The following is an 18,294-nucleotide window of genomic DNA, read 5'->3' as shown; positions in this document are numbered from 1 at the left end:
AACTCGCGGGTCGGCGGGAGGCGGCCGGGGACCACGAGCGGGCCGAGTCCTTGTACCAGCAGGCAGCCGACGCGGGCAGCGCCGCAGCGATGGTCGAGCTGGCCCGAAAGCGTGAGGCGGCCTGGAAGCCCGATCATGCCGAAGCACTCGCACGGCAGGCTGCCAACGCCGGAGACGCCACAGCGGTGGCTGAGCTGGCGCGGAAGCGGGAGCAGGCCGGGAAGTACGAGCGCGCCGAGGAACTGGCACGCTACGCCGCCGACGCCGGAAACAGCCTTCCTCTGGCTGAGCTGGCGCGGAAGCGGGAGCGCACCGGGAAGTTTGAGCGGGCCGGTGAGCTGGCCCGGCTGGTCGCCGCGGCGGGAAACACCACTGTGCTGGTCGACCTCGCGGGTCGGCGGGAGGCGGCCGGGGACCACGAGCGGGCCGAGTCCTTGTACCAGCAGGCAGCCGACGCGGGCAGCGCCGCAGCGATGGTCGAACTGGCCCGGAGACGGGAGGCGGCCGGGGACCACGATCATGCCGAAGCACTCGCACGGCAGGCTGCCAACGCCGGAGACGCCACAGCGGTGGCTGAGCTGGCACAGAGCCGAGAGAAGACCGGCAAGCTGCGGAGGGCTGAGGAACTGGCGTTCCTTGCTGCCGCCGCCGGACACTCAAGCATTCTGTGGCTTCTGATGTACATGCGGGAGGACGCGGGGCTCCACCAGCAGGCTGAGGAACTGGCACGTAAGGCCGCCGGTTTCGGGTGCAACGGCCCCGTTGCTGATCTGGCGCGGAAGCGGGAACGGGATGGGGAGTTGGAGCGGGCCGAGGAACTAGCCCTGCTGGCCGCCGAGGCGGGAAACCCCAGCATCCTGGTCAGTGTCGCGCGGAGACGAGAAGAAGCCGCGGACCACCGGCTGGCTGAGGAGTTGGCTCGGCGCGCCGCCGACGCCGGAAACAACAGCGTTTTGGTCGAGCTGGTGCAGGTGCGGGAGCAGGAGGGGGAGTACGAGCGGGCCGAGGTACTGGCCGGGCACGCTGCCGACGCGGGAAACGATCTTTCCGTGAACTACCTGGTGCAGGTGCGGGAGCGGGCCGGGGAGTTGGAGCGGGCCGAGGAACTGGCGCTGTTGGCCGCCGAGGCGGGAAACCCCGGTGCCCTGGCCGCGCTCGCGGACCGGCGGGAGGCAGCTGGGGATCACCAGCGGGCGGAGAAGCTTTTCAGGTCGCTCGCGGGCCTCGGCTCCGACCGTGCCTTGGCTGATGTGACAAGGCTGCTGGAGAGAGCGGGAGATCACGACGCGGCTGAGGCCCTTGCTCGGCAGACTGCGGCCGTGGGTAACTACCGACCCGCAGTTGAGCTGGCGCGGATGCGGGAGGCGGCGGGCGACCATGATCGGGCGGAGACGCTGGCACGGCTGGCCGCCGATGCCGGAGACAGCAGTGCCCTGGTCGAACTGGCCCGGCGGCGGGAGCAGGCCGGGAACTCGGAGCAGGCCGAAGAGCTTGCACGGCAGGCGGCCGACGCTGGCGACGGCGATGTCCTGGTCGAGCTGGCGCAGAAGCGAGAAGCGTCCGGAGACGATGGGTGCGCCGAGGTTCTCTTCCGGCAAGCCGCAGACGCGAGTGAAGTCCGGCGGGCTGCATTCATCCAGCGGTGGCCGGATGGTCTGGATCCGGATGGCACACCCGCGTCTCCATGGTCTTAGCCGCAGCCTTCAGGACGAGCCCTTGGCCGATCGCCAAGCCATGGCTGATCGACCTCGGAGGGCCATCGGTCGTGATCGATCTCCGGGACGTGACAATGGCCGATCGCGGTGCGAACGGTCATCGGCCATGACCGATGACCGGGGACATGCAAGAGCGGCGAGGTGTCGCTCTGCATCGAGTGCCGCCTGGCGGCCGCTGGCGACGGTGATGGACTGGCGGTAGGTGTCGACGTCGGCGGCGAAGACGCTTGGGATGTTCGCCGAGGTCGGCGCAAAGGAACCGGATGCTGCGGGCGGCCATTGCTGAGCCGCCGACGACCGACTTCCACACAAGCGAGGCTGTGATCGGTGCGAGGGACCGGTCGCGGCCTCGCGCCGCCTTGCCCTGTACGGCGCGCACCACCTCGGCCGCAGCTGACAATCAGGAGTGTGAAGCAGAGCCGCCAGACCTGACTAGCGCGGCCAGTACCGCGGCGGTGCCTTGCCAGGGTCAACCAGATCGAACCGCTGTTTGCTGCCAGGGTTCAGCCCTTTGATGTGGACGAGCTGCTGACCTTCCGATGTCTCGAGGTCACGGACGATCAGCGGCATGGCAGCGATCACCGCCCCCATGGCTAGGCCCAGACCCACCATGCCCTTGTGGCCATGGCTGAACCGAATGTGGTGCATGCCTGACTTCTTGATGGCGGCCGTCTCCGATGGGTCCTCCAGCTGACGCCCGTCCTTCGTGAGGAAGGCTTCGAAGCCTCTCTTCGCGGCGTCAGGGAGCAGGGCGAGATCCTTCTTCCCGGCCCACTTGAGCTCGCTGACGTGGCGCACCTCGTGCTCATGCAGCAGCCGCCTGAGTATCTCCAGCATCTGCACCGGGACGTTCTCGTCGATGAGGATTCGCATCAGACAGCGCGCGGTCCCGGGCTGTAGCTGTCGACGTAGAGAGCGAAGGACACCGCGTCACGGGCGGCCTCCGCTGTCACACCTGGGTAGTAGTCGGCGATCTTCTCGGGAGGGATGCCGTCCTCCACGAGCTCGGCCACGGCATCGAAGGGGACACGGGTGCCGGTGATGACCGGCTGCCCGCCCTGGGTCTCAGGATCGACGCTCACATGCTGCTTGGGTCTTAGAAGATGTGGAACGACCACGCCGGCGCGAGGCGCGAACTCCTGGAGGATGTCAGCCATGGTGGCGATCACTCGCTGTCCGGGATGCTTGACCAGGTCGGTCGCATGATCGTCGTTCGGGTCGCCCACCAGGACGATGGAGTCGCCCTCGGCCACCAGGGAGTAGCTGGACAGGTGCTCGACCTCGCCGAACCGCTTCAGCGTGGCCAGGGCCTTCCGGATCTTCTGCAGCGACACATCCTGACGCAGGATCGCGAACGCGCGCAGCGCCAGCACGTCCCGGAAGGAGTACAGAGCCGGCTTAGCTGCAAGCTCGGGACAAAGAACCGGACCGTTGCCACGGTCCTGCCGCCAAGACCGAAGCTGCCCGGTCGTAGCCCCAGAGAGGGCCGCAGCCATACGAGTCGAGTACGCCATGGTCCACCCCCTCCGGTTCTCGTAAGTTCCACTACACGCCAGCATCCCAGTTCCGCGCCTGTGGACGCTACAGGACGTGGGACGAAGGGCTCAGAAGCAGGCTCTTTGCGGCACGAAAAGCCTGGCCTGCCAGCGTGCGGGCAAAGCGGGGCTGCGGTAGGCCGAACGAGACCGATGCTCGTGACCCCGGATCGGCTAGAGCTTGATGCACTACGCTGTTTCCGCGCGGCTGACCTGCGAGAACGGTCATCGGCTCTGCCCCGGGTGAAGGGGGCAGGATGCCTTTCTCATCCCAATGGGGGTGTGTAGCCCCCCGTTTCGAAACCCCTCGACCTGTCGGCGGATCTGGCCGCTCATCGGGGTGCTGTCCTGTCTCGGTAGGGTGTCCGAGGGCCGTTCCCAGGGGCTGATGGGAACGTGATGGGAACATGAGGATGAAGAACGATCGAGAAAGACTGAGAAGTGCCGAGTGCGCCGAGGGCCTGTGAGCTGCTGGTATCACGCAGGGTGAGTAAGGTTGAGATGATCCAAGAAGATCATGTGCCGACTCGTAATGCGTAGGTCTCGGGTTCGAATCCCGAAAGCGGCTCTTTTGGAATCCCGGTTCAGACAGTGTCTGGACTGGGATTTTTTGTTGGGTGGTGGTGGGTGTGAGGTCGTTGATCCGGGGGTCAGCGGCGCTGGGGGTCGGCGGTGCGCCAGTGGTTCACGTCGTAGGTGACCTGGCGGGTGCCGGGCTGGAGGGCCGTGGTCAGGGAGATGGTGAAGGCGTCAGGGGTGAGGGGCGAGCCGTGGGTGAGGAGGAGGGCCGCTATGCGGGTGCGTAGTTCGTCGCGGATCCGGGTGGCCATGGCGGTGGTGGTGCGGAGGTTCGGGTGCGGGGCGGAGTCGTGGGCGGTCAGGTCGGTGGTCGGCAGCGGGAGGCCGTGGCTCTGGTTCCAGAGGCCGGTGCGGACCAGGTGTTCGGCCAGGAATTCCAGCTTGTAGCCCGTGCTGTCCGCCATCGGGCCGGACGCGTCGAAGGGGATGGAACGGTGCTCGGGCGCGGAGACGGCGTGGCCGTGGAGCACGACCAGGGTGAGGGGGTTCGCCTCGGCCGAGACGTGGTCGGAGAGGAGTTCCGCGTGGCTCTCGTGCATGGTCTCTCCCGGTCGCCTGCTGTACGAGCGGAAGTACCACTGGGCCTTGCCGTCGATCAGCGGGGCGGTGCCCTTCATCGCCGCGGCGGCCTGGCCGAAGGTGTGGTCCTGCTCCGCCTCGGGCGCGCGCCGGTCGCGGGCCTCCTTCGCCGTGACCAGCAGATCGGCCACCCTGGCCCAGGACCTGAGGGTCTTCAGGCGCTCCGCGGGCACGTCGGCCTGTTCCGCGTACCGCACGCGTTGGTGCAGCGAGGCGGCCACCTCGCGCAGGGCGGCGGCGGAGCTGCGCAGGTTCTTCTCGACCGCCGTGTTCGTCTCCGCATCGTTCCTGCTGACCCGGGCGTGGTTCTCCAGGGTGATCTGGGCGCGGCCGTCCTCGCTGGCCAGGACGACGGACGCGAAGTGGTAGCCGAAGTGTGAGCCGTTGCTCGCGCCCGGCTTGGCGTAGTTGAACTTCAGGGTCGGCCTGCCGGACTCGTCGGCCGCGTTGATCGACTGGACCATGTAGCCCTCGCCCACCTGGGCCCAGGCACCCTCGTTGAACCCGGTGTGCCGGGCCGCCCGGGCCAGCGCGTCCCGGCGCGGGTCGTCCAGCTGTTCGTAGCTGAGCGCGCTGCCGTACTCCCGGCCGGGCAGCGGTGCGCCGCCCTGACCGCCCACGCCCCGGTTGTCCCGGGCGATCTGGGCGGCGGCCCAGACCGGGCCGGTGGCCGCCGGGTCGATCTCGCCGTCGGCGACCCGGGCGAGCGACTCGGCGAGATGGTGGGTGCCGGTGACCTCTGCCGTGTCCAGGGCGCTGATCCGGCCGGTCGCGACCTGCCGCTGTGCTCTGAACACCACGTTCGAGGCCCTGACCTGGCCGGACACCATCTGGGCGAAGTCCCGGCAGGCCTCCTCCTCGGACCGGCCGGAGCTGGTCAGGAAGCGCGGGGTGACCCGCAGGAGGCGCGTACCGGGTCCGGGCTCTCCGTCGGTCCGGGGCAGGACGAGGGAGACCTCGGGATCGGCGTCCAGCCGTACCTTGCTGCCGGCGGCGGCCAGTTTCGTGTTGGACTCGGCGACGGCCCGCTCGGTGGCGTACGCGTGCTGGCTCAGGCCGCCGGTGTCGATGGCCAGGGTGCGGTCACGCGACACCCGGATCGCGGGGTGGTCCCCGGCCCGCACCTCGCCGAGTTCCTGGGTGGGCAGCAGCAGCGCGGGAGCGTCGGGGGCGGACCGGACGGAGTGGACGGCCGCGAGGTGGGTGGCGGGCAGCCGGCGGAAGAGCACGGCGTCGGCGTCGGCGGCCTGGACCGTGTACCTCCTGGTGACCAGCGGCTCGGGGCGCAGATGCGCGAACTCGTCGCGGCCGAACTGCGTGGTGGCGGCCCAGTGCGCGTTGCTTCCGGACAGCTCGATCCGCTCCACCGTCGTCCTGTGCGTCCGGACGGACACGAGGTCGAGGGCGCCGTCCGACGGCGTCCACACCTTCTTCCCCGTCGCCAGGAACACGGCTTCCGCCAGCCTGGCGGGGGCCTCGTCATGGCCGCGCACGGCCAGCACGATGTCGGCGTTCGGGGGCCGGTTCGGGTCCTTCGCCAGCAGGTCGGCGAAGTCCTCGGCATCCGTCAGCCGGACGGTGCGGGCCGGGGTCTCCAGCGTGATGTGGCCCTTGGCGGCACGGGCCAGGACGACGTAGGCGTCGTCGGCCCAGGGCACCTCGTGCTGTGCCCGGTCGGTGTCGGCATGGTGGACGTGGTACCGGGCGTGGTCGAAGCGGGGGCGCCCGGCGCCCCGCCAGTTGCGGCCGCCGCCGTCCATCGCGGTGTTCTCGTGCATGACGTCGCGGACCAGCCTCGCGACGTCCGCGGCGGAGCGGCCGGAGAAGGGTGCGGCGGCAGGGGGCCGGGTCGGGGTCGGGGTCGTCGGGGTCGGGGTCGTCGGGTGCGGGTCCGGGGAGAGGAGGGACTCGCGGGCCGCGGCGCCGGTCAGCCCGGGGGCGGTGACGGCCGGCTTTCCGTCCTCGGTGTACGGCAGGTCGCGCAGGACCGGGCCGGAGTCGGTGACCTCGGCTATGGACCGCAGATAGGTGTCGGGTACGTCGATGGTGTCGATGGTCGCCATGAGGCCGGTTCGGTCGGCCTGTTCCTCGTTGCGGCGGAAGAGCGTCGTGGCGTCGTGGTAGCGGTCCGGCAGGCCGCCGTAGTGCAGCAGTTCGTGGAGGGCGCGGGCGTCGTCCCGGACGCCCTCGTGCGTGCCGAGGGGGAAGGTGAACTGGTCCCAGTCGCGCTCGGGGAGCTCGCTCCGGCTGATCTCGACGGCCTCCGGGTGGTCCGGGCGGTGTTCCAGGTCCACGTCGATGTGCAGCTGGTCGCCCGAACCGGGCAGCCGGCGCCCGTTGTTGACGTGTGTGTCCAGCAGCGACTGGAGGCGTTCGCGGTACGGGGCCAGGTCGGCGGGGCCGAACCCGTGGCCGAAGCGTACGGGGAGGTGCAGGGAGAGGTTGCGGACCCAGCGTCCGTCGTTCGCCTGGATCCGGGTGACCGCGGCGCGGACCACGACGTCGCGGCCGGCGAGGAGGCCCGGTGCGGGGCGGTCGGTCGCCGGGTCGCGGGCGGGGTCGTACCGCTCCGTGCGGAGCACGGACCAGACCGCCTGGTCGCGCCGGGGGCGCCACTGGCTGGGGTGCAGGGGCGGTGCCTGCGGTGCTTGCGAGGGTTCGTGGGCTGCGGTCGGGGGGTGGGTGATCGTGACGACCGCGCGGTGGGGGGAGTCCTGGGTGGGGTGGGGGAGGTCAGGGCCGTGGGACTCGGTGGTGACCGTGAACGCGGAGGAGGTGAGGGGGGAGCCGAGGTCGTGCAGGTGGGCGTCCAGGCGGCGGGTGAAGAACTCGCGGACGCGTTCGGCGTGTTCGGCGGCGAGTTGGAGAGAGCGGCCGAAGTGGGGCTGGCCGGCCAGGGACGCGGTGGCGTGGCCGGTGATCTGGATGGTGGGGAGGCTGTGTTCGGTGAGCTGTGCGGCGTTCCGGGCGGTGTCGGCGGCCAGGGTGTCGAGGTGGGTGATCTGGGTGGGGGTGAGGGTGGTGGTGTGTTCGGTGGCGAAGGTGATGTTGTGGGTGTGGGGTGGAGTGGGGGGTGCTGTGGCCTCGGCTTCGCCTTCGGCCTTGGTGTTCCCACCCGCACCACCCGTGACGGTTTCGTGGTCGGGTGCGGGTGGCCCCTGTGGGGCGGATGCGCCATCGGCGGCCGCGGGGGGATGGGGGGCGGTGTACGCGGGGGCCTGGGGTTGGACGTGCACGGAGGGATGGGGTTCGGCGTGCACGGAGGGATGGGGCTTGGCGTGTGCGGGGGCCTGGGGTTCGGCGGGTGCGGAGGGCAGGGGTGTGGTGGGGCTCTCGGAGCGGGGGGCGGCTGCGGGGGGTCGGGGGGTTGTTCGGGGGGCGCGGGGGGCGATCTCGGGAGCGTTGGAGTTGGGGTGGGAGGCGGAGGCGGAGGGGTGGTCGGTGGGGGCCGGGGTCGGGGTGGTGGTCCAGTGGAAGAGGTGGCCGGTCAGGGAGCGGGGGGTGCCGTAGGGGCCGGTGTCGTCGTGGGGGTGGATGGTGATGCGGACGGGCTGGCGCATCAGGGAGGCCGGGCCGGTGAGTTTGGCCTTGCCCGGCTCGGTGGGGGGTACGGCGTGCGGGAGGGACGCGTCGGGGGTGGGGCGGCTCGGGGTGCCGGGGGTGCGGGTGACGGGGCGCGTGGAGTCGTAGGTCTGGTCGCGGGTGAGGCGGGTGGTGGCCAGGGGGACGGTGAGGACCGGGTCCTCGGTGAGGACCGCGAAGTCGGCGGGGGTGACCGTCCAGTTGTAGGAGTTGGTGGCGGCGGTGGTTGATTCGTCCTTGACGGCGACCGAGAGTTCGTCGTCGGCGGCGTCGCGGTGGGCGAGTTCCTGGGCGGGGCCGATGGCCTCCATCGACACGGCGAGGGAGGTGCCGGGTACCCGGTAGGGGCGGTCCGAGGCGCCCAGTTGGTGGAAGAGGGCGGGGAGCGACTGGCCGGAGAACATCTGCCGGATCGCGAACTGCTCCTCCACCGTGAGGCGTTGTTCCTGGCTCAGGTCGTGGCCGGGGCCGAGCCGGGGGTCGGCGGTGAAGGTGGCCAGGAAACGGGAGACGGTGTCCGTCAGGTGCGAGGGAAGCAGGGCGTGGGCCGCCCGCCCGGCCACGTCGGCGCTCTGCGCAAGGGCCCAGGAGTAGTAGGCGCCGGTCTGGCCCAGGACGCCGTCACCCCAGGGGCGCGGGGTCGCCTGGACCTGGACGGCGGTGTCGTGCAGGGCTTTGGTGTTGTCGAAGCCGACCAGGTCGTGCGCCCCGCGCAGGGCGTCCTGCCAGGCGGCGTACCGGGCGGGGTCGCGGAGGCGGCCGAGTTCGACGTCGAACGGATGGTCGGCCAGGGGGGCGGCCGGGTCGTCGGGGACGTGCGGGGCGCCGGGGTGGGGTGCGGCGGTCGCGTCCTCGGTGAGGGACTCCGGCACCCACGCAGTGGCCCGCTCCGGGACCAGGGCCGCGGGCTCCTTCGGCAGGTGCACGAAGCGGCCGGTCTCGGTGCGCCGGGTGACCGTCACCTCGTACCGCAGACCGGTGGTGAAGCGGGCGCTCGTGTCACCGTACCCGGAGGTCTTGTGGCCGACGGTGGTGGTCACGCCGGACTCGGCGCTGCTGCCCCGGCCGCCTTCGAGGGCGCCGGTGGGGGTGAGGGAGGCCGAGTTGAAGTGGGGCACCGGCGGGCGTACGGAGGCCCGCAGATTGCCGTCGGCGCCGAACGTGCCCTTGGCGCCGGCCTTGCCCTTGACCGTGTGGGCGGCGGTGACGTCACGGGTGAGAGGGCGGTCGGAGCGGGAGCCGTCGTCGTGCCAGCCGTCGGTGGTCGCGCGCACCAGCACCTCGGTGACGACCCGACCGGCACGCGTCACCTCGACGTGCCGGTCCAGGACGCCGGGGCCGACGAGCTCGTCGTAGCGGGCGGCGAGGCTGTCCGGCGTGTAGGTGTCGGCGAAGTGCAGGGCGGCCACCGGGACGGTGTCGTCGTTCGGTCCGCGCACCTGCTGGTCGATCTCCCGCAGGACGGCGTCGGTGCCGGGGAGTTCCACCAGGGCTCCGCCCGAGACTCCCTGGTCCAGGAGGGTGGCGCGGAGTTCCGGCGGGGAGGCGGGAGGAGCGGCCGCGGCGTGCAGGCGGGTCACGTCCTCGTCGGAGAGGAGGACGTAGACGTCGTGGTCGCGGCGGACCGGGTGGCCCGTGTGCGTGGTGCCGGAGGCCTCGGTGAGACGTCCGGCGACGCTCAGTTCGGCCGTGGCCCGGTAGACGTGCCAGGTGCCGGTGTGGCCGACCTTGCGGGTGGTGCTGGTCTGCTGCTTGAGGGTGTCGACGGTGTCCCACTGGCCGCCGCCCTTGATCTTGCCGCCGCCACGCACCTGGAAACCGGTGGTCAGCGCGCCGGCCGCGGTCTCGGGGAACAGGCCGAAGTCCGGGCCGAGGTTGCCCTTGACGGACAGCGACGCCTGGTCGGCGAGGGTGGTGGCGCCGCTCGCCTTCAGCTCCAGCTCCAGCGTGCTGTCCCCGGACAGCGTCTCCTCGTAGGTCAGGTCGATCAGCCGGGTGCGCACCGACAGGCCCACGGTGTCGGGGGCCCGGCCGTCGCCGACGTGCCGGTCGAGCGTGTTGGTCCAGCCGGCGTGCGAGGCGGAGACCAGACCGGGCAGCTGGGCGTGGCCGGCCAGCGCCGCCACGGCCTCGTCCAGCGGTGGGCCGGGTGACGGTTCGACGGTGCCCGGCTCGCGGGAGCGGTACACCTGCTCCAGCGCGGCCCGTGCCTGCCGCTGGAACCCCGCCTCGTCGGCGACCCGCGTGACGGCGTGCAGCTGGGGCAGCCGGGTGGGCCGCCACAGGTGGCGGGGCGCGGTGGCGGACACCTCCGGGCGGCGCACCTCGACCCGCAGGCGGTCGCCGGACGCGGGGACCACCTCGCGCACCGTGTCCGGGCCCCGGCCGGCGGCGGGGTGTGCGGCGGGCAGGGTGCTCGGCGGGGCGCCCTCCCGGTGCGGGGCCACCAGGACGCGGTACGTCACCGGGTAACTGAACGCGTCCGCCGGTCCCTTGTGCTGGAACGTCCGCTTGGCCTGCGTCTCGCTGGACGCCACGGTCTGCCGCGACGGGCCGTACGAGCCGTCGATACCCGCGTTCCCGAACACCCGTACGGTGTCGGGCGGGTTCAGGGCCCTGCGCAGGTTGCCGCTGACACCGAGGGTGTGCTTGCTGCCCCGGGTCACGCCCTTGTCGGCGGCGTGGCCCCGGGACACCGTGTTCTTCGCGGTTCCCGCCGCCACCCCGTCGTGGCGGCCCGCCTCGGTGTCGGCCCGGACCACCACCTCGTACGTACGACCGGGCAGCCCCGGCAGATGGGAGGCGTCCAGGGTGATCCGGAAGGTTCCGTCGAGGAGCTGTCCGCCGTCGGCGCGCAGCCCGGACCGGGAGACGCGCTCGCGCAGCAGGCGCTGGTTCTCCATGGCCTGCGGGGTGACCCGGCCCGCCGCGCCGCCGGGCGGCGGCAGGATTCCGGGGGCCAGCTCGTGCAGCCGCTCGGTGATGTGCTGCTCCAGCTCCCGGGCGCCGGGTACGTCGACGAAGGCGGTGCGCTGGGCGACCAGGGGGGCGTTGAGATCGCCGGGGGCGCGGGTGGCGGGAGCGGGGGCCGGAGCGTCGGCGGCGGGGGCGTCGGTCGTGGGGGTGTGCGGGTCGGTGGGGGGAGCGGGCGGCTGGTGGCGGACGCGGAGGACCACGCCGGTGTGGGGGACGGGCGGGTTCTCCGCGTCGCGCGGGGCCTCGCCGGGCGCGGGCGCAGGGTCGGGGTCCGTGCGGACCGCGTGCAGGCCGTCCGTGCCCGGGGACAGCCGCTCGCGCAGCACCTCCACCCGGAACCGTACGGCGGTCCTGACCAGGTCGCCGGTGCCCGCGTGCTCCAGGCTGTGCTCCAGCGAGAAGGTCTGCTTGCCCTTCTCCTGGTGGGCCTGGCTGTACGCGTAGGAGTAGCCGCCGGTGACCGTCAGCCAGGAGGACTCCTTCGTCGTGGCGCTCTGCCACATCCGCCGCGCGCCGCCGCCGTTCAGGCCGAGGCCCCAGCCGGAGGTGTCGGTACGGCCCGTGGCGTGCTCGCCGGTCTCCTTGCTGGTGACGGTGTCCTTGTCCGCGACCGTGCCCTCGCGCACCGACGCCCCGGGGGCCAGGGTGAGCCGGAGCCAGGCGTGCCCGCCGCCGGTGAGGTCGAGTCGTTTGGACGTCAGCCCCCAGCCGGCGGCGTGTTCGAAGCCGTCGACGACGTTCTTCGGGGACAGGAACTCCAGGATGTCGTTGTGCGCGGTGCCGTCGGGGCGGGCCTCGCGCGGGAGGTGACGGAAGACGTCGTCGTGCAGCGCGCTCAGGCCGGTGACGTCGAGGGGACGGCCCGCCGCGGGGGCGGTGGGGTCGCTCTCCCAGCCGTTCCAGCCGGCGGCGCGGCCGTCCGCCGGGGCCGGCTCCGGTCGGGTGATCTCCGCGGTCACGTCGGCGGCGACGGTGCCCCCGCCGGCGGGCCGGGCGAGCGGGGTGCCGTCGGGGCCGATGACGGCCGTCTCGTAACGGAAACGGGAGACGTAGGTGTCGGTGGGGCCGGTGAGCGAGGTCTTCGTACCCGTCTCGGCGCCCGTCTTCACCGAGGTGTCGGTCGCGTGGGTGGCGCCGCCCGCCTTGACGGAAGGGGTGATCAGGGCCAGCCGGTCGCCGCCGGTACCGTCCGGGCGGATCACCGTCGGGGCCAGGTCCAGGCCCGCCTCCGAGGTGGTGAGCGAGGTCTTCTTCGGCTCCGCCGCGCGCTTGGCCTCGGCGGACCGGTCGAAGCTCTTGCCGGTCTTCTCCTCGGCCGTCGCCTGTTCGGCGCGCAGGCGCCAGCGGTCGGGGCGGGCGGTGAGCAGCACGTCGTGCAGGGCGCCGGCCACCCGGATCTGGAAGCGCCAGCCGCCGTTGACCATCTGTTCGTGCCGGGTGCGGAAGGTGGCCGGGTCGAACTCCGCGTCGAGTTTCTGGACGACCTGGCGGTCGGTGCGGTGCGCCGCGGGCAGGGTCGCCAGGACCTGGGCGCGCAGGGCCTCGGGGCCGGGGGCGTCGGTGATCCGGATGCCGGCCAGCGACCGCTGGTGCCGGTCGCCGAGCCGAGCGGGCGGGCCCGGCGGCTCGGGCGGCTCGGGCGGCAGCGCGGCGTGGTCGGCGGTCTCGGGGGCACCGGCCCGGTGCGGGTCGTCGTCCGGCCGGGGCGGGATCGCGGGGTCGCCCTCCGGCTCCACGAGCATGGGCTCGGGCTCGGCGGCCTTGACGGCGTCCCCGGTGATCGTCCCGGTGGCCGTCTCGGGGTCCACGGCGGGGTCCACGACGGGTCCGACGACCGGCTTGACGACGGGCAGCGCCTCGGGTTCACGGGGCCGCACGCCGACCGCGGTCTCCGGCTCCGACGAGGGGAGGACGGGGTACTCGACACGGGGGAGGGGGGACGCGTGCCCGAGGGGCGAGTCGGCGCGGACGAGGGTCGGCGGTTCCGGCTCGGTGGTCGTGGACTCGGTGGGCGCGAGCGAGGACGGGGGTTCGGCCCGGGGGACGGTCTCCGTCTGCGGGAGCGGTGGTTCGGGGTGGCCGGTCGGTGGTTCGGCGTGGTCGGTGTGCGGCTTGGGACGGTCGGCCGGTGGTTCCGCCGGGGCCGGCCGTGGCTCCGGGTCCGGGCCCCGGAAGCGGAACTCGGCCGGGGCGTGCACGAGTTCCGCGTCGTTGACGCCGGGACGGAAGCGGAGGAGGGGTTCGCCGCCCTCCTGGTGGGACTCCACGATCTTGCTGAAGATGCCCTTGCTGAAGGGCGTGGTCGGCTCCCAGTCCATGTGTGCGCCGTGCATGACGGCCATGTCGTTCTTCATCATGGCGTCGACGACCTGGTCGTACCGCTCGCCCTTGAGCCGGGTACCGCCCGGCGTGCCGATGTCGAACACGTCGTGGTCGCCGGTGATCTCCCGCCACTCCCCCTTGGGGTCCCGGCCGAAGACCAGGCCGTCCTCGACCTTGAACCGGCCCTCCTCGGTGAGTCGGTGCATGACCGGCGCCAGCGTCCTGAACTCCTCGTCGCGCTGGGCGTGCCGTGCCTGGAGCCTGGTCCAGGCCGCGTCGTCGAGGCTGCCGCGCTCGGGCAGCACGGGCTTGAAGTAGCCGATCAGACCGCGGTGTTCTTCCTTGGCCCCCAGCCTGACGTCCAGGTCGTTGACGGACTTCGCCTTGATGTCCTTGGGCTTGGGCAGCTTCCCCCCTTCGAGCCAGTCGGCGGCCGTCGGGTTGGTCGGGCGGACGTCGATCCGGAGGTTGCGCTCGGCCGCGACGTCCCTGAACTTGCGGAAGTTGGCCGCGGGCATGCCGTACTGGGACCGCGCGTCGGTCTCCGTCACCGTCCCGTCGGAGGCGGTGGTGTTCGAGGCGGTGGTGTCGGAGGCGGTGGTGTCGGAGAGATGGCGCAGTTCGGCGAAGCCGTCGGTGGTGGGGATCGCCGAGAGCGCCGGGTGGTCCGGGGACCGTTGCGCGCGGGCCGCCGCCTGGGCGGAGGACTCCGCCACCGCGCCCGACGGGAAGTCGTCCGCCGTCCGGTACGAGCGAGCGGGGCGGGTCATCATCGCGGTGCCGTCGGACTGCCGGCCGTCACCGTCCGACTGCGGGGCGCGCGGCATGACCTCGTCACCGCCGTGCGCGGCGCCGGTCTGGTACGAGCCCTGCTCCGCGGCCTGCCGCTGGGCGTGCTCGACCCAGGCGTTGTAGTGGACGGTACGGCGGATGTTCCAGACGCTCGGCAGGTACGGCAGGTACCGGTCGACGAAGTCGGTGTACATCTGGGTGGCGCCGCCCTGGTAGGCCGCCGGGTCCTGGGCCAGGAAGGCGTCGAAGTGCGCCAGGTGCCCGTCGACGTCGTACTTTGCGAGGCGGCTGTACTCCGGGTACTGCTTGATCTCCGCCGTCACCTTCAGATACCGGCGGGTGGCGTCGCGCAACCGGCGTGCGTCGAACGCCTCCTGCCCCTGGTGGTGCCCGGTGAGCCCCAGGTCCTCGCGGATCCGCTCCACGTCCGTATGGGCGAAGCCGTGCTCCTTGCCGTACACCTCGACCGGTTTGCGGTACCAGGAGTTCGGGTCCGGCGGCTGGTACGTGCCCCGCAACTCGGGCTTCAGCTCGAAGTCCTTGGAGTACCTGCCGGAGGCGGTGGGGGGATCGATGACGACGGTCCGCTCGTACCCGGGGGGCAGACCGCCCTTGCGGGTCTGCCCGTGGGACTCCGCGTGCCAGGCCTCCATGCGCCGGGAACCGGTCGAGTCGCCCTCCTCCAGATAGCGGACCGGGTGACCGATCAGCGCCACGGCCTCCAGGTTTCCGGAGCGGAAGCCGAGGTGCTGGACGCCGTGCTGCCGGGCGAGGTGGTCGTAGAGCCGGAACTGGCCGGTGCGGGTGTCGCCGCCCCAGGCGTGCAGCTCCTCGGTCGGGGTCCGCCAGAAGCCGGTGAGGTTGTGGATGTGCTCGGTGCCGAGCTCGGTGCGCATCTCCTGGACCAGCTCGTCCCACTTGCCGGCCTTGGCCGGGTCGGGGTGGCGGTCACCGGTGATGATCACCGCCTTGTAGTCGCCCGCCAGGTTCCGGACGAGCTGACGCATCCCCTCGAAGCTGGTGTCGTGCTCCATCCGGCTGCGCAGGTCGGACCACTGCGCTCCCTTGCCGGTGAACCGGGACCACAGCACCAGGACGTCCTTCTTGCCCTCCGGGACGCGCACCCCCTGCCCGGCCAGCCAGTCGGTGACCTCCGCGTCGCGGTGGTCCTCCAGATGCCACGCGTTGCGGAGGGCCGTGCGCATCGGCTCCGAGAAGTTCCGGGCGACGTAGTCGGTGCCGCTGGTGACCCCCCACAGCTCCTTCTGCTCGTACATCTCCTCGAAGTACTTGTTGATCCCCCACTTGTCCTGGGCGATCCCGGCGGCCTCGTCGTTCAGCTGGTGCCAGACGTTGCCCTGCTCCAGTCTGGGGAGGTCCAGCGTCCAGATGCGGTCCTCGTGGATCCCGCTCTCGCGGTAGAACGCCTCGATGGCCCGCGACTTGTCCAGTACCGGGTCGTGTCCGGGCTGGCCGGGCCCGGGGCCGCGCGCGATCAGGACGTGCATGTCCGGCTCGGCGAGCAGCATCGCGAGGATGCCGAACTGGTCGCCGGAGGCGTAACCGGGCTGCATGATCAGCGACTTCTCGGGTGAGTAGACCGACGGTCGCAGGGACTGGTGCATCCGTGGGGCCACCGCGGGCGCGGTCCCGCCACCGGTCACGGGCCGGAGGCGGCCGCGTCCGGCGCCGAGGGGGTCGGAGACCGGGTCCACCCAGGCATGGCTGCGCTCGTGGCCCTGCGCGGACTGCCACGCCCGCGTCCACTCCTCGTCGTGCGGCGGTGCGCCCTCGCTCGGGCGGGTGACGGCCTCCGTCTCCGTCTCCGTCTTCGGCGCCGGGGCCGTGTCGAGGGGGTGCCCGGCCACGGCCGGTTCGCCCAGGTCGCCGATCCCGGCACCGATCAGCTGCAGATGGCGGTCGCGCAGCCCCGCCTGGCGCAGGCCCTCGGGCGCGGGGGCACGGTAGTCGCCCTGGAGGCTGCCCTCGACCGCGGGGCGGTGCGGGGTGTCCCGGTCGCGGTACTCGTCGCGCAGGCCGATCTGGTGGGCGATCTCGTGCGCGAAGTCGACGGGTTCCGCGTCCGGCCACCACGACCGCTGGTCCATGGCCCGCTCCCGGCCCACCAGGTCGACCGTCAGGTGCGGCTCCTCGCCGGGGCGGGCGCGCACGACGGTGACGTGCAGCCGGTCGCCGTTGGGGAGGTGGTACGCGGGTGCGTTGAGGAACTGCTCGACACCGTCGGACATCCGGTTCCACACGACGTCGGTGTCGTGCCCCCGGCCGCCCTCGCGGAGCGCCACCCTGATCGTCAGATCGGTGAACCGCTCGTTCCGGTACATCAACCGCCGGGCCTCGTAGCCGGACCGGACGACGAAGCGGGGCGTGCGGTCGAGCGTCATCCGGGGCGCCGGATCCCGTCCGGCCTGGTGGCCGCCGGGGGGCGGGGTGGGGTCCGGAGCGCGGTCGGGGGCGGGGGTGGAGGCGTGGGCGGCGGCCTGCCGGTGGGGTACGGGGGTGCCGTTCTCGCCGGGTGTGGCGGCGGTGGAGGTGGCGCTCGCGGGTTCCGATACGGCGGCGGTCGTATGCGGGGTGCCGCCGGCCTCGGTGTCGGTGACGCCTGCGGTGGCCGACGAGGACGTGGTGGCCGACGAGGACGTGGTGGCGGTGCCGGACTCCGTCGGCCTGGGCGTGCCCGCGGTGCCGGTGGTCTGCGCGGTCCTGGTGGACTCCGGGCCGGTCTGGGTGCGGGTGGTGGCGGACGGCGGCGTGTTCGTCTCCGTCTGGGTACGGACGGAGGTGCCGGGCGCGCTACGAGTGGATGCGCCGGTCTCCGTACGGACCGACGACGCCGACCCGTTCGTGCCTGCACCTGTGCCCGTGCCCGCGCCCGTGCCCGCGCCCGTGCCCGCGCCCGTGCCCGCCGTGGACGGGCGGGCGGTGCCGGGGACGCCGCCGCCCCCTGTCGTGACGCGGGTCTGGGTGCCGGACGCCGAACCGGTGCGGGTCGTTGTTCCGCTGTCGGCGTGGGACTGCGTGCTGCTCGACGTGGACCTGACGGTGGTCGAGAAGCCCGGCAGCCCCTGTTCGTGTTCGTGCTGTGCGCCTGTGACAACTGCGGAGGTGGACGCGGAGGTCGACGTGGCGGTGGACGTGCCGTGGGCCGACTCGGTGGTGTGGTGGGTGCCGGTGCTCTGTTGCACGCTCCCGGTCCCGGTCCGTGTCACGTTCCTCTCGGTGGTGGCCGTGCTCTGCGCCGCCGAGTCCTTGAAGGTCCCGGAACCGGTCGGCTGATCCGTCTTCGCGGCCGAGAGCAGGCCGGGCAGGCCGCCCAGGCCGGACAGGCTGAGCTTGAGCGCGTTCGGCACGTTCACGTGGACGGGGTCCACCTTGACCGTGTCGTCCTTGCCGCCGAACCGCCGCTTGCCGCCACCGCCCAGCGCGCCCAGTGCACCCGCGGTGATGGACGTGCCGAACTCGTCCTGCCCGCTGTGGTAGATGCCGTACATGATCCCGGAGGTGCCGATGCCGGTGGCCGCGCCGAGGATGCCCTTGCCGAGCAGCGAGTGCGCGAACTTCGGTGCGAGGACGCTGCCGACACCGAAGAAGAGGCCGCCCACGGCCCCGCCGATGGCGCCCGACACCACGGCGGAGACGGTGTTGTCGGTGGACCACTCGGTGCGGTCGCCCTTGAGGAACTGGATGGTCTGGACGGCGACGTCGAGGCCGACGTTCAGGGCGACACCGGTCGCGACCGAGATGAGCAGCCGGCGCAGGATCATCTTCACCGCGACCCGGGCCGCCGTGATGGCCAGCGGGATGACCTCGGGCGCGAAGAAGATCCACTCGGCGATCTGCGCGGCCAGCAGGATGAGCTGGCCGAGGATCATGTACTTGGAGTACTCGACCTGGACGGCGGTGTGCTTGCCGAGCTTGCCCAGCTGGTTCGCGGACTCGGCCATCTCCGGGAGGCTGGACTCCAGTTGGGTCACGAAGGTCCGGAACTCGTCGGCGACCTGCCCGCCCACGCTCTCCAGGACCCCGTTGCCGGACGCGCCGATCTGCCCGCTGATGCCCTTGAGCTCCTGGGCGGCGTCGTTCCACGCCTGGCCGAGGGCGTGCAGGTTGTCCTCGTCGCCCTTGGGCCAGGCCTGACCGACCGCCAGCCGGGCGACCCAGGCCAGCTCGGGGGGCATCTCGACGCTCATACCGGG

General features: G+C 72.2%; 3 protein-coding genes and 2 pseudogenes. 1 reads left to right on the top strand and 4 read right to left on the bottom strand.

Translation table 11 applies throughout. From position 1 onward, the window contains the following. A pseudogene (locus ABZ887_RS11160) lies at nt 1-1,694 on the top strand (hypothetical protein); the annotation flags it as partial. Nucleotides 1,695-1,841: 147 nt separating this feature from the next. Here the strand turns inward: ABZ887_RS11160 and ABZ887_RS11155 are convergent. The 4 genes and pseudogenes from ABZ887_RS11155 to ABZ887_RS11140 form a co-directional block, all read right to left on the bottom strand. Beyond that, a pseudogene (locus ABZ887_RS11155) lies at nt 1,842-1,952 on the bottom strand (thioredoxin-disulfide reductase); the annotation flags it as partial. 195 nt (nt 1,953-2,147) lie between these two features. Continuing rightward, nucleotides 2,148-2,588 carry a hypothetical protein gene (locus ABZ887_RS11150; protein WP_361286094.1) on the bottom strand — a complete coding sequence of 147 codons (441 nt, stop codon included), beginning with the start codon at nt 2,586-2,588 and terminating at the stop codon, nt 2,148-2,150. Next, nucleotides 2,588-3,088: a DUF433 domain-containing protein gene (locus ABZ887_RS11145; protein ID WP_361286091.1), complete on the bottom strand. Its 501-nt coding sequence runs from the start codon at nt 3,086-3,088 to the stop codon at nt 2,588-2,590. The genes ABZ887_RS11150 and ABZ887_RS11145 overlap by 1 nt, the downstream gene beginning before the upstream one ends. 812 nt (nt 3,089-3,900) lie before the next feature. Beyond that, a complete protein-coding gene (locus ABZ887_RS11140; protein ID WP_361286088.1) occupies nt 3,901-18,288 on the bottom strand; it encodes a hypothetical protein in 14,388 nt (4,795 codons plus the stop codon). Nucleotides 18,289-18,294 lie beyond the last annotated feature (6 nt).

This window comes from Streptomyces sp. NPDC047061, assembly GCF_040643955.1.
In the GTDB taxonomy this organism is placed as follows: domain Bacteria; phylum Actinomycetota; class Actinomycetes; order Streptomycetales; family Streptomycetaceae; genus Streptomyces.
This window is presented reverse-complemented; position numbering and strand designations above follow the sequence as displayed.

Excerpts from the sequence above, each read along its gene's own strand:
- ABZ887_RS11150 (WP_361286094.1), bottom strand. The coding sequence starts at position 2,588 with ATGCGAATCCTCATCGACGAGAACGTCCCGGTGCAGATGCTGGAGATA.
- ABZ887_RS11140 (WP_361286088.1), bottom strand. The coding sequence starts at position 18,288 with ATGAGCGTCGAGATGCCCCCCGAGCTGGCCTGGGTCGCCCGGCTGGCG.